This is a genomic window from Antribacter sp. NEAU-D49 (genome assembly GCF_057158775.1).
The window spans coordinates 46,629-70,095 of sequence record NZ_JBXTSN010000012.1 but is presented as its reverse complement, the minus strand read 5'-3'; the positions used below and the strand labels follow the sequence as shown (position 1 = coordinate 70,095).

General features: G+C 68.7%; 16 protein-coding genes. 12 read left to right on the top strand and 4 right to left on the bottom strand.

Going from position 1 to position 23,467, the window contains the following annotated elements; translation table 11 throughout:
• The first annotated feature begins 27 nt into the window (after positions 1-27).
• The 5 genes from AC060K_RS11165 (at position 28) to AC060K_RS11145 (ending at position 6,316) form a co-directional block, all read left to right on the top strand.
• Entirely contained in the window at positions 28-834 is an 807-nt protein-coding gene (locus AC060K_RS11165; protein ID WP_483765500.1) for a glycosyltransferase family 2 protein, read from the top strand.
• Complete coding sequence (locus AC060K_RS11160; protein ID WP_483765499.1) at positions 831-1,805, top strand: glycosyltransferase; 975 nt, start codon at positions 831-833, stop codon at positions 1,803-1,805. Before AC060K_RS11165 ends, AC060K_RS11160 begins: the two co-directional genes overlap by 4 nt.
• Positions 1,806-1,927: 122 nt before the next feature.
• On the top strand, positions 1,928-3,169 hold the full coding sequence (locus tag AC060K_RS11155) for an O-antigen ligase family protein (RefSeq protein ID WP_483765498.1): 1,242 nt from the start codon (positions 1,928-1,930) through the stop codon (positions 3,167-3,169).
• A gap of 110 nt (positions 3,170-3,279) precedes the next feature.
• A complete protein-coding gene (locus AC060K_RS11150; RefSeq protein WP_483765554.1) occupies positions 3,280-4,779 on the top strand; it encodes a tyrosine-protein kinase domain-containing protein in 1,500 nt (499 codons plus the stop codon).
• Positions 4,760-6,316 carry a lipopolysaccharide biosynthesis protein gene (locus tag AC060K_RS11145; RefSeq protein ID WP_483765497.1) on the top strand — a complete coding sequence of 519 codons (1,557 nt, stop codon included), beginning with the start codon at positions 4,760-4,762 and terminating at the stop codon, positions 6,314-6,316. The genes AC060K_RS11150 and AC060K_RS11145 overlap by 20 nt, the downstream gene beginning before the upstream one ends.
• Before the next feature lie 4 nt (positions 6,317-6,320).
• Here the strand turns inward: AC060K_RS11145 and AC060K_RS11140 are convergent, their stop codons facing one another.
• The 3 genes from AC060K_RS11140 to AC060K_RS11130 all read right to left on the bottom strand — a co-directional run bounded on the left by AC060K_RS11140 (position 6,321) and on the right by AC060K_RS11130 (position 8,991).
• Positions 6,321-7,178 (bottom strand): hypothetical protein, encoded by an 858-nt coding sequence (locus AC060K_RS11140; protein WP_483765496.1) that lies wholly within the window; start codon positions 7,176-7,178, stop codon positions 6,321-6,323.
• Positions 7,175-8,137, bottom strand: coding sequence for a polysaccharide pyruvyl transferase family protein (locus AC060K_RS11135; RefSeq protein ID WP_483765495.1), 963 nt, complete (start codon positions 8,135-8,137; stop codon positions 7,175-7,177). Before AC060K_RS11135 ends, AC060K_RS11140 begins: the two co-directional genes overlap by 4 nt.
• 122 nt (positions 8,138-8,259) lie before the next feature.
• Positions 8,260-8,991, bottom strand: coding sequence for a polysaccharide pyruvyl transferase family protein (locus AC060K_RS11130; RefSeq protein WP_483765494.1), 732 nt, complete (start codon positions 8,989-8,991; stop codon positions 8,260-8,262).
• 225 nt (positions 8,992-9,216) lie between these two features.
• Here AC060K_RS11130 and AC060K_RS11125 point away from each other — a divergent pair, with 225 nt between their 5' ends.
• A complete protein-coding gene (locus AC060K_RS11125) occupies positions 9,217-11,292 on the top strand; it encodes an acyltransferase family protein (protein WP_483765493.1) in 2,076 nt (691 codons plus the stop codon).
• Between the two features lie 17 nt (positions 11,293-11,309).
• On the opposite strand, the gene AC060K_RS11120 is transcribed toward AC060K_RS11125, so the two are convergent.
• Positions 11,310-12,038: a TylF/MycF/NovP-related O-methyltransferase gene (locus AC060K_RS11120; protein ID WP_483765492.1), complete on the bottom strand. Its 729-nt coding sequence runs from the start codon at positions 12,036-12,038 to the stop codon at positions 11,310-11,312.
• Positions 12,039-12,174: 136 nt separating this feature from the next.
• On the opposite strand from AC060K_RS11120, the gene AC060K_RS11115 reads away from it, so the two are divergent.
• The 6 genes from AC060K_RS11115 to AC060K_RS11090 all read left to right on the top strand — a co-directional run bounded on the left by AC060K_RS11115 (position 12,175) and on the right by AC060K_RS11090 (position 23,388).
• A complete protein-coding gene (locus AC060K_RS11115; protein WP_483765491.1) occupies positions 12,175-12,702 on the top strand; it encodes a CAP domain-containing protein in 528 nt (175 codons plus the stop codon).
• A 60-nt stretch (positions 12,703-12,762) separates the two neighbouring features.
• The gene (locus tag AC060K_RS11110; protein ID WP_483765490.1) at positions 12,763-14,232 is read left to right on the top strand and encodes an NCS2 family permease; all 1,470 of its coding nucleotides are present in this window, start codon (positions 12,763-12,765) and stop codon (positions 14,230-14,232) included.
• A gap of 138 nt (positions 14,233-14,370) precedes the next feature.
• Positions 14,371-20,436 carry an Ig-like domain-containing protein gene (locus AC060K_RS11105; RefSeq protein WP_483765489.1) on the top strand — a complete coding sequence of 2,022 codons (6,066 nt, stop codon included), beginning with the start codon at positions 14,371-14,373 and terminating at the stop codon, positions 20,434-20,436.
• Positions 20,437-20,502: 66 nt separating this feature from the next.
• Positions 20,503-21,600, top strand: coding sequence for an LCP family protein (locus AC060K_RS11100; protein ID WP_483765488.1), 1,098 nt, complete (start codon positions 20,503-20,505; stop codon positions 21,598-21,600).
• 58 nt (positions 21,601-21,658) lie between these two features.
• Positions 21,659-22,105 (top strand): MarR family winged helix-turn-helix transcriptional regulator, encoded by a 447-nt coding sequence (locus AC060K_RS11095; protein ID WP_483765487.1) that lies wholly within the window; start codon positions 21,659-21,661, stop codon positions 22,103-22,105.
• Complete coding sequence (locus AC060K_RS11090) at positions 22,102-23,388, top strand: MFS transporter (RefSeq protein WP_483765486.1); 1,287 nt, start codon at positions 22,102-22,104, stop codon at positions 23,386-23,388. Before AC060K_RS11095 ends, AC060K_RS11090 begins: the two co-directional genes overlap by 4 nt.
• Positions 23,389-23,467: the final 79 nt, after the last annotated feature.

Below are 23,467 nucleotides of genomic sequence, written 5' to 3'. Positions count from 1 at the left end.
CGATCCGTAACGTGAAGGAGGTCAGGAATGCAGAGAGACTCCGACGTCTGTGTGATCACGGTTTCACACAACAGTGAGACGGACCTCAGAGAGTTCTGGTCGGCCCATGTGGACCGTTCCTACGAGTGGCTTGTAATCGACAATGCCTCGAAGGATCGATCGGCAGAGGTGGCAAGAGAACTGGGCGCCCGAGTGGTCTGTCTGCCCGAGAACCAAGGTTTTTCCGCAGCCAACAACAGGGGCGCAGCCGAGACGAATGCCGAAGTCCTCGTCTTTTGCAATCCCGACGTCACCCTGACCGAGAGGGGACTGGCGATCCTCGTCGACGAAGTCCAGCGCCGCGGCGGAATCGCAGCGCCTCAACTCCTGAACCGGGACGGCTCAGCCCAGGAGAACGGCCGCGGCGTGCCGTACATCTCTCGCAAGGTCAAGCACCTGCTACGAAGCGACGACCCGCGCTATTGCCGCTTTGCGGCTGAAGGCGAGGTGGTAGACGTACCATGGGTGATTGGGGCGGCGCTAGCGATCACGCGAAGTGACTTTGAACGCCTCGATGGCTGGGATTCCAGATTCTTTATCTACTATGAGGACGCTGACATCTGCCTTAGGTCCTGGCAACATGGAATGTCCGTCCGGGTCGTGGGCGATGCGCGGTGGGTGCACGGGTGGGGACGCGCGACGGGCCGTGGTATCTCATGGAAAGCATGGAGATATGAGTTGATGTCGGCCTCGCGATTTTACAGAATGCATCCCGCGTGCTTGCTTCCAATCGGTCCCGTGCCGTCGGGTGTCCGTGCAGCCGAGAGCGGACACGTCCGTGAGGTCGTCCAGTGACCGGTCGCGCGGCACTTGTCGTGCCGGTGACGCTCGTCATGACGGTTCTCAACGAAGAGCGCGGGCTTCCAACCTTTCTCGAGTCGGTGCGCGCGCAGACGACCGTTCCGTCAGAGATGGTCGTCGTAGACGGCGGTTCTACTGACCGAACTGTGGACCTGATAGAGGCCTGGGGCGACGGCATGACGTTTCCCGTTAAGGTGGTCGTGCTGCCTGGCGCAAATATCTCACGGGGCCGCAATGTGGCCATCGAGTTGGCGACGTACGACCTGGTCGCGATTACGGACGCAGGTACGGTCCTCGACCGTGAATGGCTCGACAAGTTGCTCAGCGTGGCGAAACCTGAGGTGGACGTCGTCGCGGGGTTTTTCGAACCGTGTTGGACGACTGCCCGCGAGCATCTGTTCGCTGCCGTCACGGTGCCGCTCCGCCAGGAGATCAAGCCAGAGCGATTCCTACCGTCCAGTCGTTCGGTCATGGTACGTCGTCGGGCCTGGCGAGACGTTGGTGGGTATCCGGAGTGGCTTGACTTCTGTGAGGACCTCTTCTTCGACATCTCGATGAAGTCGGCGGGCATGCGCTTCGAGTTTGCCGGTGACGCGATCGCTCGCTGGGCGGCGCGACCGACTTGGCGTGCGTACGCCAAGCAGTACTTCCGCTACGCGAGAGGTGATGGCAAGGCTGACCTTTGGCGTAGACGTCACGCGCTCCGGTACGGCGCCTATGTCGTCGGCATCCTCGGAATGACTAACGGACCGTGGCCTGTCCGGCTGTTGCTTGCTGCCGGGTTCGCCGGCTACATGCGCAAGTTCGTCGCGCGTGCCTGGCTACGGAGACCGGCTACGGCCGGGCGCGCCTCAGCGATGCTGGTTCAGGTTCCTGCGGTGGTGGTGGTCGGAGACATAGCCAAGATGGTTGGGTACCCGGTCGGTGTCCTTTGGCGCGTGCGCAAGCAGCTGGCGGCCCGATGATCACTGCCTCGAGCGCTTTGCCACGCACGGACCGCACATCGGGCGTCATGCACCGTCGGCGGAGCTCCGTCGCGCCAGATCTCAAGGTCCGTGCATTCGATTCCCCGAGCACCACACGGGTGATGATCGCCAACCTCGCGTTTGGCTTAGCCTTGTTCGCAGTCTGCAGCCGTGGCTTCTTCGAGGGGCTCGCGCTTAAAGAGGCTGCCTATGCATTTCAAGCGCTGATGTTTGCCGCAATGCTGTTGACCTTCACCCTGTGCGGTGTCAGGGCGCGTGCGAACAGGGCCTCTGTCGTCGTGGTAGGTTACGCGTTCCTCCTCGTGGAGTTCCTCTCGGGAATATACGTGACCCTCACGGTGGATTTTCCCGAGGCATGGATCTACGTGCTTGTCATGACATTCTTTGCCGGCTCACTCGCGCTCTTAAGTGCGAACGAATTTCGGATCGCAGCGTCCGTGAACGTGTCATTCTGGCTCGGAATGGCAGCTGTAACGTCCGTCGGCGTAGCGACGGCGCAGCAGGCGGGCTTGCTGCTCGATATTTTTCCCGGTGTTGACACTGCCAGTATGGGTGGATTGGTGCGCCCGTCCGGGATGACCGGAAGTTATCTGCATTACCCACTGTTCATCGCGCTCGTATTCTTCGTTTTTGTTCAGCTGTGGAGCAGCTCGCGGCAGAGATTGCATCTGGCCATCGCCATCATCCTTGCGGGGGCGGTCGTGCTCAGCTTCTCGCGTTCCGGAGTCATGATCCTTGGTCTCGGAGCTGCCGCGGCAGCGTTCACGGCTCGCACAACCACCCAGAGGGTCCGGCTCGTCTACCTGGGTCTTGCGCTGGCACTTGCCTTGCCACTCGTTATGCGGGACTCCATTTATTCCGAACGGATCTTGAGCGCGGTGCAGGTCGACGGGGCAGGCAACCAGACGCGGATAAACCAGTGGTCCGAGAGTTTCTCAATGTTCGCCGATTCGCCCATATTGATCGGCGGCTATACCGGCATGGTCACGAACGTGACCGAGAATTTCGGCGGCGGATCCGCGGGGGTCGTCGAATCGGGCCTGCTGCAGCAGCTCGTGAGCTTTGGTCTTCTCGGGATGCTCATGTTCTATGGACTGTTCGTCTTTGCTGTCAAGGCGGTGAGCCCAGATCACCTCTGGATCAGGGCCGGTATGATCGGAGGAATCCTACAAACATTCGTCTATCAGTCGATCGAGGTTGTGCCGTATATGACGCTGTTCGCACTCATGCCGTTCGTCTCAGAGTCGATCCGTCGACGAGCTCAGAGACATGGGTCCCGGACGCCCGCTACGGGCAGGCGTTCTCACCCGGTTCAGCATTCGCTTCCGGGGTCGATCTACTAGGTAATCGGATACGCGTGGTTGTGGTCACGTCCGTCTATGGGGGGTTCGCCTTGGGAATTTCAGACTATCTTCGGATTGCGCGAAAGCGCTGGGTCTACGGTGTGGTGCCTATGCTGCTCTGCGTCTCGGCGGCGCTCGTCTATACACTGGCTCGGACACCGGTGTTCAGTGCTTCGGCAGAGGTGTTCGTCTCGTTCACTTCTGCGCAGTCAACTTCTGAGCTGACGGCCGGATCGACGTACATTCAACGGCAGGTCGCCACCTACTCAAGCCTCGTCGGCACGGAACGCGTGCTCCAGCCGGTGATCGAAGAACTGGGGTTGCCGACGACTCCGGCGGGATTGCGCGACAGGATATCTGCGGTATCCCCTGCCGACACAGTTCTCATTCGCGTCACCGCGACGGATGCGGACCCCATGCTCGCTTCTCGCATCGCTGATGCAGTGGCGGCCAGCCTCTCCACGCAAGTCGCCATGCTAGAGACGCCGCAGGGCACCTCGACCCCAACGGTCCGACTGGAGACCGTCCGGAATGCCGAGGTGCCCACGACACCGAGTGACCCGGACCTTCGCCTGAATACTTTACTTGCAACCGTGTTCGGTCTGATCCTTGGCGTCGGATTCGTAGCGGTGCGGGAGGCGACTGATACCCGGGTACAGGCGGATCACGATATCGAGATGTTGACGGACAGTGCTGTGATTGGCCACATCGGGCACGACGAGGATGCAGCCGACACGCCGCTCGTCGTGCAAAGCAGCCCTTACCACACGCGGTCGGAGGCATTCCGCAGGCTCCGCACAAATCTTCAGTTCGTCGATCTGGACGGTGGTGCTCACATTATCGTCGTGACCTCGTCCGTTCCGAACGAGGGCAAGACCACCTCTGCAATAAATCTTGCAATAACGATCGCTGACGCGGGGTCTCGAGTCCTCCTGATCGATGCGGATCTTCGACGACCTACCGTAGGAAAGTATCTCGGAGTGGAAGAGTCGGCTGGTCTCACGACTGCATTGATCAACCGCGCCTCGTGGAGCGACGTCATGCAACCGTGGGGGTCGGCTGGCTTGTTCGTCTTGTCGTCCGGTCCCATCCCGCCTAACCCGGCGGAACTCGTCGGATCAAGGACGATGGCGAAACTGATCGAGGAGGCGCGAGAGGAGTTTGACTACGTGATCATTGACACGCCGCCGCTGCTACCGGTGACTGATGCGGCACTCATAGCTAAGATGGCGAGCGGAGCATTGGTGATCGCGGCCTGTGGGCACGTCCGACGTGATCAGCTTCGACAGTCGCTGAGCAACCTGGAAGCGGTGAACGCACGTGTCCTCGGCGTCGTACTGAACCGGGTCCCGTTGGACTCGGATGGATACGGCGGCGTCTATGGCTACTACGAATATCGTCCGGAGCAGGGGGCTGGAGAGCGTCGAGGGCTGGCAGGTCTGGTGGATCGACTGCGTGGCCAACGGGTCCCAGTTGATGTCGTAGCGGGTGCCTCGGCTACTACCTCGGTGATTGAGAATCTGCCACCGCGACACGGCACCGCAAAGCCGCATCCCCGCTGGGCGCCCTTGGAGGCGGCGACTCAGGTCGATGACCGGGTCTCGACTTGAGCCAACCCGGACTCCGCCGATGAATGGTGTAGCGGATTCCGCGAACCTTGGCCGCAGCGCGGCCCGCGGCGGCGCCGTGACGCTGCTTGCCCAGTTCGCACGGGTGCTCATCCAGGCCACATCGCTTGCGGTACTCGCGCGCATTCTCGAACCGTCAGACTTTGGCTACGTGGCGATGGTCGTGGCCCTCGTGGGAATCGGCGAGGTCATCAAGGAGTTCGGCCTTGCCAAGGCGGCGATTCAGGATCGGAACCTCTCGATCGCGCAGCGCGACAACCTCTTCTGGCTCAACGCCGGCCTCGGGGCGGCAACGGGTGCCCTGGCATTTGTCGCTGCTCCGGCCGTGGCGGCCTTCTACGGGGAGCCGGCGCTCGAAACCATCACACGCTGGTTCGCTGTCACCTTTGTGCTCAACGGTGTCGCGGCGCAATACCGGGCAAGTCTCCTGCGGGAGATGAGGTTCGCAGCTACCGCGGTATTCGAGGTCGTGGGACCGCTCGTTGGTCTCGGGGCGGCCGTCGTGGTGGCGCTCTCGGGTGGCGGGTACTGGGCACTGGTCTCGCAGCAGCTTGCGACCACCTTCATTGCCACCCTCGGTGTGATGGTTGCGGCTCGGTGGGTGCCTGGGCTGCCGCACCGTGACGTGTCGGTTCGCAAGCACGTGAGGTACGGCGCCAATCTGCTCGGATCGCAAGTTCTGAGCTACCTGGGCTCGAACGTGGACACCATCGTCGTCGGTGCCCGCCTCGGCGTCGTGGCCGCTGGCTTGTATGACCGTGTCTTCCAGCTGATGACCCTGCCGGTCCGTCAGCTGAACTGGCCGGTCGCGCGCGTTGCGCTGCCTGTCCTGTCCCGGATCGTCGACGACAAGGAGCGCTACCAGAGGTTCCTCCGCCGGGGCCAGCTTGTACTCACCCACGCCATAGTCCCTGTCCTGATGTTCTGCGCAGCATTTCCCAGGCCGACTATCGACGTCGTGCTCGGGAGCCAGTGGACGCAGGCGAGCACCACGTTCGCCATCCTGGCAGTGGGCGGGGTGTTTCAATCGGTGAGTTTCGTGCCGAACTGGATCTTCATGTCGGCAGGGCGGACCGACGTTCAGCTGCGGCTGGCGCTCGCGAGCCATCCTGTCGCCATCGCGGCAGTGCTGATCGGGTCGGTATGGGGGATGAACGGCATTGCGGCGGGCTACTCGATTGCCTACGCGGTGCTCTGGCCTGTCGGGTTGTGGTGGGCCGGCCGCGCTACCTACGTTGCCGTTCGCGGTCTGCTCCTGGACGGGCTTCGGGCGCTCGTAGCGTACGGTGCTGCCGCATCGACGGCGGGTGTCGTCGTCGGCTGGCTGGCTCCGGCTTCTTCGTGGACGGCGATCGGCCTCGGCCTCGCAACGATGACTCTCGTGGTCGCCCTCGAGGCCGCCGCCTGGCCGGCACTGCGGCGTGACCTGGTCGGCCTGGCGGGTACGCGGGAACTGCTTCGGAGGCCGGAGCGGGGCGCACGGACCGGCAAGGCGGTCGTGCGGGCCGACAAGCCCTGACCGTTCAGCGGGTGAGTCGGCGGACCACCCGGCGGCTGAGCTCCCGGACCGAGTCGGCTGCGGCCGGCGGGCCGAATGCTTGCCACGCGGAGTTACCGCTCGAGTCACGCCGTGGCACTCCGAAAGCTGCTACCAGTGCTTCCGACGTGGGCCGAGAGATGCCGCGGAGGCCGTACCCAGAGTGGTTCTCTCCTGTGTCCACGTGGTAGACGGCACCGCGGAAAGGGAGCGGCTGGAGGAGGTAGCCACGTGCAGCCAACCACTCACGCTTGTGGAGGTGGGCGCCCAGGAGGGCCGGAAGCCGCTCCCCGTACGCTGCGACGACCTCGTCCTGGGCTGCTGTGACGTCAAGACCTGCTGGAACGGCGTAGGCGTCGAACGAGACGACGTGGCTCGTACCGCAGATCTGGTTGAAGCCGGGACGGCTTCGATATGTCTGCCGGGAGCTCGAGTAGATCCAACCGTCGGTGAGCACCCACCCGGGAGCGTTTCGATGCTTGGCTGCGAATCCCGCGAGGCCTCGGTGAACGAAGTCGTCCGCATCGAAGATCATCACGTGGTCGGGCTCCGCGTCGCGTGCTGCGAGAAGCCCGACGCCGATCTTGGAGCCCTTGTCCCGCACGAAGGGCTCGCGCGCCGTCCGCGGCCCGGGTGTAGAGACGGGCGGCGGGAAGTCGACTGGAACGAACGTGACCTTGTCGGGCAGTGAAAAGCCTGGTTCCTTGTTGCCCACCACGTAGACAACAAAGTCTGGATGATCCTGAGCGGTAACGGAGCGCAGCGTCTGCTGGAGGAGCGACTCGACCCTTCCGTAGTCGTCGGAGTTGCGCGGATGGCGGAGGGACGTGACGAAGGCGATCACGCTACGAGCTCCTGCTGGGCTCCCGTCGCGCGCTGTGCCAGCTCGCCCGCGATCTCCAGTGCTTCCTCCACCTCGGAGGCATAGTGGGCGCCGGAAAGGGTGTGGCTGTACTCCTGATAGACGGAACTGATCTTGCGGTAGTTGTTGTCCATGACGACGTGAGGTATCCGCAGGAGACCGGCCAGAATGTGGGCGTGCAGACGGTCGACGATTGCAAATGGTCGCCCCCGGAAGAGACGTACTCCGCTGTGTGCGTTGATCGCGTTGATCGCCGTAATGGTCTGACGCATCGCTGGCTGGAGCGATGCGCTCCGAAGAGCGGGGATCTTGTGCGATGCGAGCGGCAGCACCCGGAGCGAACGCCACGCTACCGAACTGGGACCGCGAAGGTGCCAATCGGTCACCTCGGCGTCGAACGGCAGCGGAGCCCGAGGCGCCCGGTTGTTCCCGAACGCGTGAACCAGGCCGGATGCTGACTCCACATCGGCACGTGCCAGGACGAGCGGGCGTCGCCCGGACGGCTCAGGTTCGTAGGCCTCCAGTGGCGGCTCCCAGCCGAGGGCCATGTCCCAGCAGTATCGCGTGGTGACGTCAGGCAGGTGCTCGGCTGCTCGGGCAAGCGACACGCGGTCACGCACGAGGACCGTAAGGTTCGGGTGCCCGCCCAATACCTCGTTTGCCTGTGCCGCGTGGCCCATGTCGTCGAAGTAGATGGACTGGGAGAGTTGCACGATCGGGTAGTCCGGGAAGTCTCGCGCCACTCGTTCGCGATGGAGTTGATGCCCGTACCAGAGGTCCCCGAAGTTTCCGCCACCATGGATGAGGATCACCCCGCCCTGCGGCAGGCTGGCGCGGAGGACTCCCGGGTCGTACGACCAGGGGTCGCTGACGTACCGAACGCGCAGACCGAGGTCCTCGAGGTATCGACGTTCTCCTAGCCAGATCAGTGTGTCGCCCACGTTGCGCTGGTTTGGTGCCTGGAGAAGGGCTACGTCGCGGCCGGTTCCCACCGTGTCTGCCAGGACCTCAAGGGTGGCTGCCCGGATCCCATGGAGAGACGTCGGGGGATTGGGCGTCACTGTCATGCTGCTCCATTCCGGGTCAGGGTGTCACCGCTGCTTGTTGTACTCGCCATGTCAGATCCCCAGAGGTCACGCGGGAACGCGTCGTAGAGGGGCTGCGGATTCCACTCCGCGAGATCGGGCGTCTCCGGAACGCGCTGCAAAGCCTCGTCGAGGTCGCCGGCCAGGGCCGGCAGGGGGCGACCGGTGCCCTCGTAGTAGTCCTGGTACTTGAACGGCTTCTGGTGTCCGCTGAAGAGCGTGGCCGGGATGCCCAGCGACTCGGCAATCACGACGCCGTGCAGTGAGGAGGTGACCACCCGCTCGCTCTGGGCGATGGTTCGCAACACGTGCCAAAGACCCGAGCAGGGATCGACCGCGTGTGGGTGTGCACTCAGGTGCGACCAGTCATGAAGGTTCGGGATGACGGCGACGGAACGTCGCTTCTCGTTCGACCAGGAACGGAGCATCGGATATAGGTCAGGTAGAAGCAGCGCTGGGTCGCCGTACACGGCTGGGACGTCGAGCCCACGAGCGTTGAGAAACGACCGTGTCAGTGGGCCACGTACCGCGCGTACGTCCAGAGCCGAGAACCGGTGCTTGCTCGCTGGCACGTTGCCGTTCACGCCCGTACCCCAGACAACATCGCGGCTCGAGGCGACGTGCAGGACGGAGCCGACCGTGATGAGGCGCCCTGGGCGGTTCAGCAGAGGCCAGGTGAGGCCTTCCCGCGCGCAGATCGCCTGGACCACGAGGGGCCCTAAGAGGTCGCCGAAGTTATTCGTTCGCGGACCGACGAACCGGTCACGGAACGGGCGCGGTAGGTCGTTGCGCCGGGGATTCCACGCGAACGCTTCCATCGACAGCCTCCAGGTGCGGTATTCCGCAGAGTGCGTGATTGTTCTTCACGGGGCTCGCAGTGCCCAGGAAATCACGGCGCTCGCCCCGCTGCGACCGGACCGACGGCGAGGACAGACATGACTTCGACCACCCCAGTAGCGCTGTCGAGCGCGTCCCTTCCGAAGCCTGATCGGTCGACCCGCGTATCGGATGGGACGCGGTTTCGGGCCGATGTCCAAGGCCTTCGTGCAATCGCAGTGCTTGCGGTGATCGCGGACCACATCCTGGGATGGCCGAACGGCGGGTTCGTAGGCGTCGACATCTTCTTCGTGATCTCGGGATACTTGATCACCGGGCTGCTGCTGCGAGAGTACGAGGCGACAGGGACGGTGTCCTTCACTCGCTTCTACGCGCGCCGTGTCAAGCGCATCGTCCCGGTGGCTGCAGCCGTCCTGTTCGCTACGTTGTGCGCCTCCGTCGTTCTGGTGCCAGGACGGATCCGCGACATTGTCGTGGACTCGCTGTTCGCTTCGGGATTCTTGGCGAACTGGCGCTTCATCCGGTCCGGAGCCGACTACTTTCAGCTCGACAAGCCGCCGTCGCCAGTGCAGCACTTCTGGTCGCTCTCCGTCGAGGAGCAGTTCTACCTCGTCTGGCCATGGCTCCTGCTCGGGGTTCTGCTCCTTGCTGCCCGCCATCGGCGGTGGCGTCTGGAGTATGCGCGCCCGGTAGCCGGGCTGATCATCGTGATCCTCACCATCGTCAGCTTGCTCTGGGCGCTCCACGAGACGGCGACTGTCCAGAAGGTTGCCTACTTCTCGACGTTCTCACGGGCCTGGGAACTGGGCATCGGTGCGCTTGTCGCTGTGCTGGGGAGACGCCTGAGGATCAGGTCGGTGACCGTGCGCACGTGCCTTGCCTGGCTGGGGCTCGGCGGGCTCCTCGTCGCTGTGTCGGTGGTGCCTGAAGCGCACGGCTTTCCCGCTCCCTGGGCGTTGTTGCCCGTTGCCGCTACTGCCCTCGTGATTGCCGCCGGGGAGGGCGGCCCGACGGCCGTACCCGTTCTCACGAACCGTGCGAGCCAGTACGTTGGCGAGATCTCCTACAGCCTCTACTTGTGGCACTGGCCGCTCGCCGTTCTCTTGCCTGCCCTCGTGGTGCGCGGTTCGGCGCGCTACCTCGTGCTCGGCATAGGACTGACCTTCTTGCTCTCGGCCGGGTCCTATCGTTGGATCGAGTCCCCGGCGCGCCGCGCACGCTGGTTCCGGTGGAAGGGCCGGCGGCCCGTGGGTCTCCAGCACGGCTGGAGCAAGGCCGCCAGCGGGCTCCTGGTCGCGTTGATCGTTACGGGGTTGGCCACCGCAGGAGTTCGATCAACGGAACCGGAAGCGCTGAGCGAGTCGTCTATGCGGGGGAGTTGTTTCGGCGCTGCGGCGATGGCCGATGCGACGGGGTGCGAGAACCTGAACGTCGGGAGCTCTGTGACACCCCTGCCGCGCGAGGCCCTCCCCGACACCGACGGGGCATTCGACTGCTTCACATCGGCCGACGGCCCCCTACGCACGTGCACCTTTGGTAGCGAAGCGCCTGACGCCCTTCGGGTGGCGCTGGTCGGGGACAGCCATGCGGCTCAGTTGATGCCCGGACTCTTGCCGCATCTGGAAGACCTCAACTGGAGCGTCACCACGTACGTGGGGTGGGGCTGCAGGTGGTTCCTTCCAAGGCCTGGGGTCCAGTACTGCCGAGACAACCTGCAGACCATCCATACCCGGCTCACGTCGGGTGACGTCGACCTCATCGTGGCAACGTCTCGCCGGGGATCGTCGACGACGGCTGCCGATCATGTCGAGGTCATGACTGATGCAGTCGCTGCCGGGGTCTCGGTGATTGTCATCGCGGACAATCCGGAGGCCAACCGCGACGCCGTCGAGTGTGTCGGGAGAGTGACCTTCGCAGTTGCGGACCGGTGCGGGACAGCGCAAGCACTGGCTTTCGATGCACCCGACCCGCTTGTGGAAGCGGCAGCGGCAGTTCCGGGCGTACGGGTGGTTGACCTGACGCGCTACTACTGTGCCGACGGCTTCTGCCCGAGCGTCATTGGAAATGTGGTCGTGTACCGAGACGCTGGCGGGCACATCACAGCAACGTGGGCGAGGACGCTCGGTCCCTACTTGGTGGCCGAGATCGCCGAAGCGGCCGGACCGACAGCCTGACTTCCTCGATCAGCCTGCTACTGGTCGACCACGCTCGTCTTGACGAGATGAGGGCGGAACCACCGCTCGACCCGCGCCTCGCGATGCGTTCCGAGGAACTCGTCGACAGCCTTGCGGCAACCGGACCATGCGTCGTAGTCATCGATCACGATTGCACCGCCGACCGACAGGTGCGGCCAGATCCGGTCCAGGCACACCTTGACCGACTCGTACCAATCCCCGTCCACATGTGCCAGAGCCACCGGTCCGGACGGCCGGATCGTGTCTTCGAACAGTCCCTCGACGAGGGTCACGCAGTTGCGCTGCACGGGCACACCAAGCCGTGCGAAGCTCGCTTCCACCTTGGCCTTCAATTCGGGTTGGTACCCGTAGTACAAGTCGTCGCCGAGGCCGGTCGCCTTACCAGCTGCGATGGTCTCGTAACGTTCGAGCACGTCCGCACCATCTTCCGCTGACGGCGGCGGGATCGTTCCGAAGACGTCGTGAACCGTCATTGGGCGGCTCGGCGCTTTTGACGACGCCAGGATGATCGCAGAGCCGCCAAGGGCGCATCCGGCTTCCAACACTGATCCAGGAACGCCGTCGCGCTCGATCTGCAGCATGCGCCGCCGCAGGTCGACGAGCGCCTTGAGGGGGAGGTACGACAAGCGGTCCCGTCGAACCTGATAGAGGAGACGCAGAGCCTGCGGGTCGGACAGCGCAAGCCGGCCAGCGACGGTGGCCTTGTCGAGCGTGCTGCGGATCAAGGGGCCCTCCAGAACGTGGATCGGACAGACCTCAGGGAATCACGTGCAAAGAGGCGCGGCATCCGGACGAGTGTTTCCGTCACCAGCGGTTGTGCAGCTCGACGGCCTCCTGTCGTATCGGATCATGCGTCCCTTAGTGGCTCTGATTGCCGTCAGCCTCCTCGCCGGGTGTGCGGCCGGTCCTGGGCCGTCCGCACCTTCTCCGACCGAGACCGCCCCCACCCCCCAGGCGACCCCCACCCCCGAGGCGATCGCTCCACCGTCGGGCAGCGGAGACCTGACCGACCCGGCGGGGTACGCCGCGGTGCTCGAAGGGCTGGTCAACGACCAGCGCGAGGCGGCCGGCCTGCCCGCCCTGGCGCACGACGGGTGCGCCGCCCAGCAGGCGCAGACCCGTGCGGACGCGCTGGTGGGCGCGGCGGAGCTGGAGCACGCGCCGCTCGGCGGGGTTCTCGACTCGTGCGGCGCGGGGCTGGCGGGGGAGAACCTGTCGCGCGGGGAGAGCCCGCCCCAGGACGTCGTCGAGGCGTGGATGGCGTCGCCCGGGCACCAGGCCAACATCGTGAAGCCTGAGTTCGCCGCGGGCGCCATCTCGTGCGCCCGCGACGGCGGCGCCGACCCCGCCCCGCGGTTCGTCTGCAGCCACATCTTCCTCGACGGCTGAGACGCGGCACGCCGTCCGCCTCCGAAGGCGGGAAGCCCGCTCGCCACCGAAGATCGGAACATGGCGAACACCCAGGACGTCGCGACGCGGTCGGCGATCGACAGGTTCTTCCACATCACCGAGCGCGGCTCCAGCGTCACCACGGAGATCCGCGGCGGGCTCGTCACCTTCTTCACGATGAGCTACATCATCGTGCTGAACCCGCTCATCATCGGCACGGTCCAGGACGACGGGTTCGAGGGGAGCTTCCTCGGCGGCGGTAGCGAACCCAACCTCGCCGCCGTCGCGGCAGCCACGGCCCTCGTCGCGGGCGTCATGTCCATCCTCATGGGGGTGGTCGCCAACTTCCCGCTGGCGCTCGCGGCGGGCCTGGGCCTCAACGCGGTGGTCGCGTTCAGCGTGGCGGCACTGCCGGGCATGACCTGGCCCGACGCCATGGGCATCGTGGTCCTGGAGGGGCTGGTCATCCTGGTCCTGGTCCTGACCGGCTTCCGGGAGGCGGTGTTCCGGGCGGTCCCGCGAGAGCTCAAGGTCGCGATCAGCGTGGGCATCGGTCTGTTCATCGCGTTCATCGGCCTGGTGGACGCGGGCTTCGTGCGGATCCCCGCGTCAATGGCTACCCCGGTGGAGCTGGGCATCGGCGGGTCGCTCGGCTCGTGGCCGCTGCTGGTGTTCGCGGTGGGCCTGCTGCTCGCGGCCGTCCTGATGCTCCGGCGGGTCCGGGGCGCCATCCTCATCGCGATCATCGTCGCCACGGTGCTGGCGGTGATCATCGAGGCGGTCGCGGGCGTGGGCGCGCAGACCGAGGACAACCCGGGCGGGTGGGGGCTCAACGTCCCGGCGCTGCCCGACCAGGTGGTCGCCGCGCCGGACTTCTCGCTGATCGGGCAGTTCTCGCTGTTCGGCTCGTTCGAGAAGATCGGCGTCGTCGCCGTCATCCTCCTGGTCTTCACGCTCCTGCTCGCCGACTTCTTCGACACCATGGGGACCATGGTCGCGATCGGCGGTGAGGCCGGGCTGCTCGACAAGGACGGCAACCCGCCCCGCACCCAGCAGATCCTCGTCGTGGACTCGCTCGCGGCGGTCGCCGGCGGGGCCGGCTCGGTGTCGTCGAACACGGCGTACGTGGAGTCGGCGTCCGGTGTGGGCGACGGCGCCCGCACCGGGCTGGCGTCGGTCACGACGGGGGTGGCGTTCCTGCTGGCCACGTTCCTCACGCCGCTCGTGGAGATGGTCCCCAACGAGGCCGCCACCCCCGCGCTCGTGGTGGTGGGCTTCCTCATGGTCGTGCAGATCACCGGGATCGACTGGACCAACCTCGAGGTGGCCATCCCCGCCTTCCTCACGATCGTGCTGATGCCGTTCGCCTACTCCATCACCGTGGGCATCGGTGCCGGGGTGATCTCCTTCGTGCTGCTCAAGGTGGCCGTGGGCAAGGCGTCGAGGGTGCACCCGCTGCTGTGGGTGGCCGCGGCGATGTTCGTCGTCTACTTCCTCATGGGGCCCATCAAGGGCGCGCTGGGTCTCTGACGCGGAGCGCCCCGTTCGGGGCGCTCAGTACGTTGCGTCCCCTTTGCGGACGACTTGGTAGGGTTCCTGCCAATGTCCGGCGCAGCAGGGGGTCCAGTGGCGACGTCGGGCATCTCGGTGCGGCAACGGTGGGCGTCCGTGGCGTCCGTGACCCTGGTCGCGCTGTTCGCTGGCTCGGTCGTCACGCTCGCCGTGGCTCATCCCGGCGAGCCGACGGCGGACGTCGAGCTCGACGACTCCGGGGTCTGGGTCACCAAGACCTCTGCCGGCCTCCTGGGCCGGTTCAACCACGAGGCGCGGGCCCTCGACGGGACCCTCCTGGCCGGCACGTCGCAGTTCGACGTCCAGCAGGCCGGCTACCGGGTGCTCCTGACGGAGGACGAGAACGCCACGGCGAGCCCGGTCGACCCGGCCCACCTGGTCCTCGACGGCTCCCTGACCCTGCCGGACGGGGCCCTCCTCGCCTCCGGCGGCGCCACCGCGGCCATCCTCGACCGCGAGGAGGGTGACCTCTGGGTCCTGCCCTTCGACGCGCTCACCTCGTTCGACGCCGAGGAGGCCGAGCCGGCCGCGACGGTCGGCGCGGACGCCGTCGTGACGGTCGCCACCGACGGCACGGTCTTCGCCGCGTCGTCGACCCGCTCCAGCCTGTACACGGTAACGACGACCTCACGTGGCGCGGTCGAGCACGTGCGGCAGTCGAGCCTCCAGGTGGGGCCGGGCGACGAGCTCGATCTCACCGCCGTGGGCGACGAGCCCGTGGTTCTGGACCGGACCACGTCCACGCTGGTCCTGCCCGGCGGGCGCATCGTCGACGTGCAGCACGCCGCCGAGGCGTGGCTCCAGCAGCCGTCCCAGGCGTCCGACGTGGTGGTGCTCGCGACGACCGAAGGGCTGCTGTCGCAGCCGCTGGACGGCGGCCTCGGGTCCGTGCGCCGGGCGTCCGGCGTGCCGGCGGAGCCGGTGCAGCTGGGCGGGTGCGTGTACGGCGCGTGGTCGGGCACCGGCCAGGTGCTGCGCGACTGCCCGGGCACCGACCGGGACGTCGACCGGAGGCTCGAGGGGATCGACGCGTCCTCCGCGCCCGTCTACCGGGTGAACCGTCGCGTGGTGGTGCTGAACGATGCCGTCACCGGGGAGCTGTGGATGGCGCAGGAGGAGTTCGACCTGGTCGACGACTGGGACCTGACGCTGCCGCAGGACCAGGAGGGCGAGAAGACCGAGTCCGAGCAGAGCACCCCCGAGCAGGTGGACCAGGTGCTCGCTGACCGGACCAAGCCCAACCGGCCGCCGCAGCCCCAGGAGGACTCCCTCGGCGTCCGGCCCGGGCGCTCGACGGTCCTGGACGTGCTGGGCAACGACGTCGACCCGGACGGCGACGTCATGACCGCGGCGATCACGGAGCCGCCGTCGGCGGGTGGCACGAGCGTGAGCCCGGTGCTGGGCGGCAAGGCCCTGCTCGCGCAGGTACCGGCCGACGCGTCGGGCACCGTGGGCTTCGCCTACGCGGCGTCCGACGGGCGCGGCGGGATCGCCCCGGCGCGCGTGACGCTGCGCGTGGTGCCCCTCACGGAGAACGCGGCGCCTGCCCAGGCCGGGGAGCCCGTGCTGAAGGTGGCCCAGGGCGGGGTGGCCACCGCCCGCGTGCTGCCGTCCTTCGAGGACCCGGACGGGGACGACCTGGTGCTCTCCGCGGCGTCGGTCTCGGTCCTGGGCGACGAGGTCCGCGCCCGGCCGGACGGAACGGTCGAGTTCCGCGACGGTGGCACGACGACGGGCCGCAAGATCGTGCAGCTCACGGTGACCGACTCCCTCGGCATGAGCGTCGAAGGCCGTCTCCTCGTGGACGTCACCGCACCGGACCAGCCGCCCGTCGCGGTCCAGGACCACGTGGTGGTCCTCGCGGGCCGCCCCGTGACCGTCGACCCGCTCGCCAACGACACGGACCCCGACGGTGACGTGCTGCGGCTCGCGAACGTGTCCGGGCCGGCCTCGGCGACCATCACGGCGAACCACTCGGCCGGCACGTTCCGGTTCACCGCGGACCAGCCGGGCAACTATGACCTCACGTACCAGGTGAGCGACGGCCCGCACGCCGCCACGGGCCTCGTGCGGGTCGACGTCGTCGGGCCGCCCGAGGGTGAGGGCGCGCCCGTCGCCGTGCCGGACCGGGTGCTGCTGCCCGCGGGCGGCTCGGCGCTCGTGGACGTCCTCGCCAACGACACGGACCCGGCGGGCGGCGTGCTCGTCGTCCAGTCCGTGAGCGTGCCCCCGGAGGCGGGCGTGGACGTCGCGGTCCTGGCCCACCAGGTGCTGCGGGTCACGCCGGCGCGCACGCTCCCCGGGCCGGTGACGTTCGGCTACACGGTGTCGAACGGCCGGACCACCTCGGTGGGCCAGGTCACCGTGGTGCCGGTCGAGGCGCCTTCGCGCCTGCGTCCCCCGGAGGCCGCACCCGACGAGGCAACGGTCCGCGCCGGCGACGTCGTCACCGTCGACGTGCTCGCGAACGACAGCCACCCCGACGGCCAGGAGCTGACGGTGGACGACGCGCTGGTCGAGGAGCCCGGGGCGGGCGAGGCGTTCGTCTCGGAGAACACCGTGCGGTTCCGGGCCCCGGCCGAACCGGGTGTCCACCACGTCGTCTACCAGGTGCGGGACCCCCACGGGCAGAAGGACTCCGCCCAGGTCACGCTGACCGTGCGCGGCGGCGACGACAACGCGGCACCCCAGCCGCCGGACGTCGAGGCCCGGGTCGCGGCCGGTGCCGTCGTGCGGGTCCCGCTGTCGCTGGAGGGCACGGACCCGGACGGCGACCACGTCGTGCTCGCGGGCGTGGCCTCCGCGCCCGAGCATGGCACGGTGTGGGTCGTCGACGGGTTCCTCGACTACCAGGCGGGGCCGGACGCCCACGGCGAGGACGAGTTCACGTACCTGGTGCGGGACACGCGGGGGGCCACCGCCGTCGGCCTCGTCCGCGTGGGCGTCGCGGCCCCGCCGGCCGTGAACCAGGCTCCTACCGCCGTGGCCGACCGCACGGTGGTCCGGCCCGGACGGACCGTCGGCATCGGCGTGCTGGACAACGACTCCGACCCCGACGGCGACCTGCTCGCGCTGGTGGCCGACGCCTTCGGCGGACCGTCCGACGCGCTCGACGTCCTCCGTCCGGCGGCGGCGGACGGCCTGGCCGTGGTGACCGTCCCCGACGGCGAGGCAGCGCACACGTTCTCGTACGTCGTCGAGGACCGCTGGGGTGCCCGCGCCACCGCCGCGGTGACCGTCCAGGCCACGCACGACGCGCCGCTGCTCCGGCCGGTGGCCCGGGACGACGTGGTCCCGGCGGAGGCGGTCGCCGGGCCGACGGTGACGGTGGACGTGCTGGCCAACGACGCGGACCCCGACGGGGTCGTCGAGGACCTCACGGTCGCCGTGGAGGAGCCGGGGGCCGTGACGGACGACGACGGGCGGGTCACCGTGCCGCTCTCCGCCACGCCCCAGGTGCTCCGCTACACCGTCACGGACCGGGACGGGCTCGCGGCGTCCGCCTTCCTCTGGCTCCCGGCCGACGGCACCGCGCCCCACCTCCGGCCCGGGAAGCCGCTGGAGGTCGTCAGCGGGGAGACCCTCGCGATCGACCTCGCCGACCACGTGGTCGTGGCCGAGCGGCGCACGCCCCGCCTGACCCGGGAGGAGGCGGTCGTGGCGCTGAACGGGACGCGCGAGGTCCTCAGCCCCACCACGCTCTCGTTCGTGTCCGAGGCCGGGTACACCGGCCCGGCCGCGGTGACGTTCGAGGTGGCCGACGGCGACGCGGACGACCCGCTCACCCGCACCGCCGTGCTGACCCTGCAGATCGAGGTGCTGCCCGCGGAGAACCTCCCGCCGGTCTTCACGGGCGCGCCCGTGCTCGAGGTGGCGGCGGGGGAGGAGTCCGAGCTCGACCTCGCACGCTACGTGACAGACCCGGACGGCGACCCGGTCACGCTCGAGGTCACGGGGGACGTGGCGGGCCTGAGCCCGGCCGTGTCCGGTACGCGCCTGACGGTCCGGGCGGAGGCGGGCCTCCCCAAGGGCGCACGGGTCACCCTCCCGGTCACGGTGTCCGACGCCGGGCACCCGCCCGTCGCCGGAGAGGTCGCCGTCACGGTGGTCGCGTCGACCCGGCCGCTGGCCGTCGCGAACGACGACGTCGTCCTCGACGCGCACCCCGGCCGTGCCGAGCAGGTGGACGTGCTCGGCAACGACGTGAGCCCGTTCCCGGGCGAGCCGCTGGAGGTGGTGGCGGCGGCCCTCGAGACCGGCGCCGGGACCGTGGCGACGGACGGGACCAGGGTGACCGTGACGCCGTCGGACACCTTCCTGGGCGTGCTGACGGTGCGCTACCGCGTGCAGGACGCCACGGGCGACCCCGACCGGGAGGTGGAGGGGCGGGTGCGGGTGACCGTGCTCGGCCCGCCGGAGGCGCCGGCCGCGCCCGCGGTGGTCGAGGTGCGGTCGCGCACGGTGGTGCTCTCCTGGGACCCGCCGGCGGACAACGGGGCGGAGATCACCGGCTACACGGTGCGCTCGAGCCGCGGCGACGAGCGGGCGTGCCCCACCACGACGTGCACGGTGGACGGGCTCACCAACAACCTGCCCTACACGTTCACCGTGACCGCGGCGAACGAGGTGGGCGAGTCCGACGCGTCCCCGGCCTCGGCGGAGGCGACGCCGGACCAGCGCCCGGACGCCCCCGACGCTCCCGTGCTGGCGTTCGGGGACTCGTCGCTCACCGTCACCTGGGTCAACCGCACGTACACCGACCGGTCGCCCGTGGAGTGCGTGAACCTGGAGATCTCGCCGGCGCCGGCCGACGGGCGGGTCCAGCGTGACTGCCTGTCCGGCTCGGCCTACGTGTGGAGCGGGCTCACCAACGGGACCGCCTACACGGTGCGCGTGCAGGCGTTCAACGCCGCGCCCGACCCCTCGGACTGGTCCGAGCCGTCGGCGCCGATGACCCCCGCAGCGCCCCCGGCGCGCCCCGCGGCCCCGGCCGCCCAGCGGGCGCCCGACGCCGCAGCGGGCGGCGGCGTGGTCGAGGTGTCCTGGACCGCTCCCGCCGACAACGGCGACCCGGTCGCGTCCTACACCGTGGCGGTGCTCCGTGACGGCGCCGCGGCCGGCACCCGGACGGTGTCCGGGACCTCGACCCGGTTCGCGGGGCTCGACACCAGCGCCTCGTACACGTTCACCGTCGCGGCGACGAACAAGGCGGGGACCTCTCCGGCCGGTCCGGCGTCCGCCCCGGTGGTCCCGTACGGGACGCCCGACGCGCCCTCCGGTGCCCGGGCCGCGCTCATCGCCGGTGACACCGACGGCAAGGCGCGCGTCACGTGGAACGCCGCCGGGGCCTTCCGCGGCCCCGCGCCGAGGTACGAGGTGCAGGCGAACAACGCCGGGACGCGCGACGCGGGCACCGCGACCGCGTACACCTACACCGGTCTTGCCAACGGCACGGCCTACACCTTCCGCGTGCGCGCCTGCAACGAGTACACGTGCTCCACCTGGGTGCAGACGCCCGAGGCCGTCACGCCGTACACCACGCCCGGCGCGCCCGGGATCCGCTGGGAGGCGTCCTTGTCGGACGACGGCTCGTTCCCCGTCACCCGGCCCTCCGACGACGGCGGGATCGACCCGACCCGGGTGGACTGGCAGCTCAGCGGCGACTACACCGACAGCGGGTCCAACGACCTGCCGCCCGGCTGGAACAGCCCTTTCCGGCTCAACGTCCCCACGGGGACCAACCAGTCGTACGTGGGCCGGGCGCGGCTCTGCAACCCCGCCGGGTGCGGCCCGTGGGCCGAGGCTTCCGGGAGGACCGGGGGCTCCGAGAGCGACCGGAGCGTGACGGTGTCGAAGGGGTCGTCCGCGGCCGGGGCCGACCTCGGCAACGGCACGACGTGCTCCGGGTCGTCGTGCCGCTACCTGCGGGTGACGATCACGGGCGCGGAGCCGAACACCTCGTTCGGGGTCCAGTGCGTGGCCGACGGCAACGCCTACGCCCCGCGCTCCGGCTACTACGGGGAGGCGCGGGACGGCAGCCCCCTGCAGACCGACGCGAACGGCAGGTTCTCGGGTGAGCTGCCCTGCGCCTGGGGCACCGCGGGAGCCCAGGTCACGATCGCGACCTACAACTGGGGGTACGCGCCGGCGATCACCTGGTGAGCACCGGCCGGGTTCCACCCGCTCGCACGGTGTCAGCCGCCAGACCGGGCACAGTACGATCCGCGCATGCCTGGCACCGACCCGATCAACGACCTGCTCGGTGCCGCGCCGCGCACCGGTCTCGTGCGGCACCGCCGGCCCGGGCGGCGCAGGGCCCGCGGCGCGACGGTGGTCGCCCTGTCGCTCGTCCTCGTGGTGGGTGGCGGCGCGGGGGCCCTGTGGATGCTCCAGCGGTCGATCGAGGCCGGCATCGAGCGTATCGAGGACCCGTTCGAGGACCTGGACGAGGCGACCCGGCCCAGCCCCGCCCCCGTGGACCCGGCCGCGCCCGCCGAGCCCCTCAACTTCCTGATCCTCGGCTCCGACAGCCGGATCTCCGCCGGCGACCCCACCCAGTGGGAGGCGGGCGCCCAGCGCACCGACGCCATCATGCTGCTGCACCTCTCCGGCGACCGGCAGTCCGCCCAGGTGATCTCCTTTCCCCGCGACTCCTGGGTGGCGATCCCCGGCCACGGCGAGGGCAAGATCAACGCCGCGTTCTCGTACGGCGGCCCCACGCTGATGATCCAGACGGTCGAGCAGCTCACCGGGGTGCGGATCGACCACTTCGCGGTCACCGACTTCGTCTCGTTCACGACGCTGACGGACGCCGTCGGCGGCGTGGAGATCGCCGTCCCGGAGGCCACGACCACCACGGGCGGCGACGTCCTCGAGGCAGGCGTCCACACCATGACGGGGGAGGAGGCGCTCGCCTACGCCCGCGAGCGGTACGGCCTGCCGAACGGCGACTTCGGTCGCGTGCAGCGTCAGCAGAACTGGATGCGCGCCATCATGGCCAAGGCCGCCGACACCCGGGGCGACGTCGGAGCGATGAACAACCTGGTCCAGGCGGTCGCCCGGTCCGTCGCGGTCGACGAGACGCTGACGCTCTGGCGCATGCAGGAGCTCGCCGTCGGCTCGATGGGGCTGGGGGTCGGCGACATCACGTTCCTGACGGCCCCCCACGCGGGGACCGGACGCAGCCCCGACGGCGCGCAGTCCATCGTGGTGCTCGACCGGACCGCTCTCGACCCCCTGATGGCGGCGGTCGCCGACGACTCGGTGGCCCAGTACGTCCGCGACCACGCCGACCAGCTCATCGTGCTGGGGGACACCGTCCGGTAGCGCGTGACGTCCCGCACAGCTCATTTCATTACCCGAGGTAATGATCTAGGCTCAAGAGGTGACACGTCCCGGAACCGCCGCCCCCCGCACTCCCGCGACCCTCGGTGGCGACCTCCGCGTCGCCCTCGTGCGGATCTCCCGCCGCCTGCGCGCGCAGCGCGGCGAGGCGGACCTGCCGGAGGGGCAGTTCGGCGTGCTCACCGTGCTGCACCGGCACGGGGAGATGTCGCCCGGTTCCCTCGCCGAGCACGAGCGCGTGCGTCCGCCGTCGATGACGCGCGCCGTGAACGCCCTCGCGGAGATCGGCCTCGTCGAGAAGGTCGAGCACGCGACGGACAAGCGCCAGGTCGTGGTGCGCCTCACCCCCGCGGGCATCAAGGAGGTCGAGGTCACCCGTCGTCGCCGCGACGCCTGGCTGACCCAGCAGCTGTCCACCCTGACCGAGGAGGAGCTCGACGTCCTGGCTCGCGCCGGCGAGCTGCTGAGCCGGATCGCCGCACGATGAGCAGCACATTCTCCAGCCTTCGATATCCCAACTACCGTCTCTGGTTCGCCTCGGCCCTCGTGGCCAACATCGGCACCTGGATGCAGCGCGTCGCGCAGGACTGGGTGGTCCTGACCGACCTGACCCACGAGTCGGGCGTGGCCGTCGGCATCGTGACGGCCCTCCAGTTCGGCCCGGCCCTGCTGCTGTCGCCCTGGGCGGGCGTCCTCGCCGACCGCCTCGACCGCCGCAAGCTCCTGATGGCCACCCAGGGCGCAATGGGGGTGCTCGGCCTCGGGCTCGGCGCGCTCTATCTCTCCGGGTACGCCCAGCTCTGGCACGTCTATGTGTTCGCGACGCTGCTCGGCGTCGTCTCCGCGCTGGACAGCCCCGCACGCCAGACGTTCGTGGCCGAGCTCGTCCCCGCCAGCGGTCTCGCGAACGCGGTGGGCCTCAACGCGACGTCGTTCAACGCCGCGCGCCTCATCGGCCCTGGCGTGGCGGGCCTGCTCATCGCGGCCGTCGGTGCGGGGTGGGTGTTCGTGATCAACGGCGTGACGTTCGGCGCCGTGATCCTCGCCCTGGCCCGGATGCGCGGCCTGAAGATGGCGCCACGCGTCGCCTCGTCGAAGGGCCGGATCCGCGAGGGGGTGGCCTACGTCCGCGGGCGCAGCGACATCCTCGTGATCATGGTGGTGATGGGCGTGGTCTCCACGTTCGGGCTCAACTTCCAGCTGACGTCAGCCATGATGGCGCGCATCGAGTTCGGCCGTGGTGCGAGCGAGTACGGCATCCTCGGTTCGGTGCTCGCGGTCGGGTCCCTCGCGGGGGCGCTGCTCGCCGCTCGGCGGGAGCGGCCACGGGTGCGGCTTGTCCTGGGCGCGGCCTTCGCCTTCGCTGCGGCCACCGCCGTCCAGGCGGTCATGCCCACCTTCCTGGGCTACCTGATCATGTGCGTCCCGGTGGGGCTCGCGTCGCTGACCATGCTCACCGCCGCGAACGCGGCGATCCAGCTCTCCGTCGACCCCGCCGTGCGCGGTCGCGTCATGTCGCTCTACATGATGGTCCTGCTCGGCGCCACGCCCCTCGGCTCGCCCGTGGTGGGCTGGGTCGGTGAGACGTTCGGCCCGCGCTGGGCGGTGCTCGTGGGATCGGTCGCCACGGTCGTCGTCGCCACCGGGGCGACGGTCTGGGCCAGCCGGCGCTGGCACGTCCGCGTCCGGTACCACCTGCGCCCGCGCCCGGGCTTCCGGGTGGTCTACCTCGACCAGTCGGTCCAGGAGGACGCGGCCCTCGCGGCATAGCACGACGGTGCCCGACGCCGGACCGGTCGCCGCCCGCCGGTGGCGACCGGTCCGGCGGCGGGCCCCCGCGTGACGCGCG

What these genes read in the sequence shown, in the direction of transcription:
- AC060K_RS11155 (WP_483765498.1), top strand. Translation starts at nt 1,928, where the DNA reads ATGATCGCCAACCTCGCGTTTGGCTTAGCCTTGTTCGCAGTCTGCAGC.
- AC060K_RS11100 (WP_483765488.1), top strand. Translation starts at nt 20,503, where the DNA reads ATGCCTGGCACCGACCCGATCAACGACCTGCTCGGTGCCGCGCCGCGC.
- AC060K_RS11110 (WP_483765490.1), top strand. Translation starts at nt 12,763, where the DNA reads ATGGCGAACACCCAGGACGTCGCGACGCGGTCGGCGATCGACAGGTTC.
- AC060K_RS11150 (WP_483765554.1), top strand. Translation starts at nt 3,280, where the DNA reads ATGCTGCTCTGCGTCTCGGCGGCGCTCGTCTATACACTGGCTCGGACA.
- AC060K_RS11145 (WP_483765497.1), top strand. Translation starts at nt 4,760, where the DNA reads ATGACCGGGTCTCGACTTGAGCCAACCCGGACTCCGCCGATGAATGGT.
- AC060K_RS11090 (WP_483765486.1), top strand. Translation starts at nt 22,102, where the DNA reads ATGAGCAGCACATTCTCCAGCCTTCGATATCCCAACTACCGTCTCTGG.
- AC060K_RS11165 (WP_483765500.1), top strand. Translation starts at nt 28, where the DNA reads ATGCAGAGAGACTCCGACGTCTGTGTGATCACGGTTTCACACAACAGT.
- AC060K_RS11125 (WP_483765493.1), top strand. Translation starts at nt 9,217, where the DNA reads ATGACTTCGACCACCCCAGTAGCGCTGTCGAGCGCGTCCCTTCCGAAG.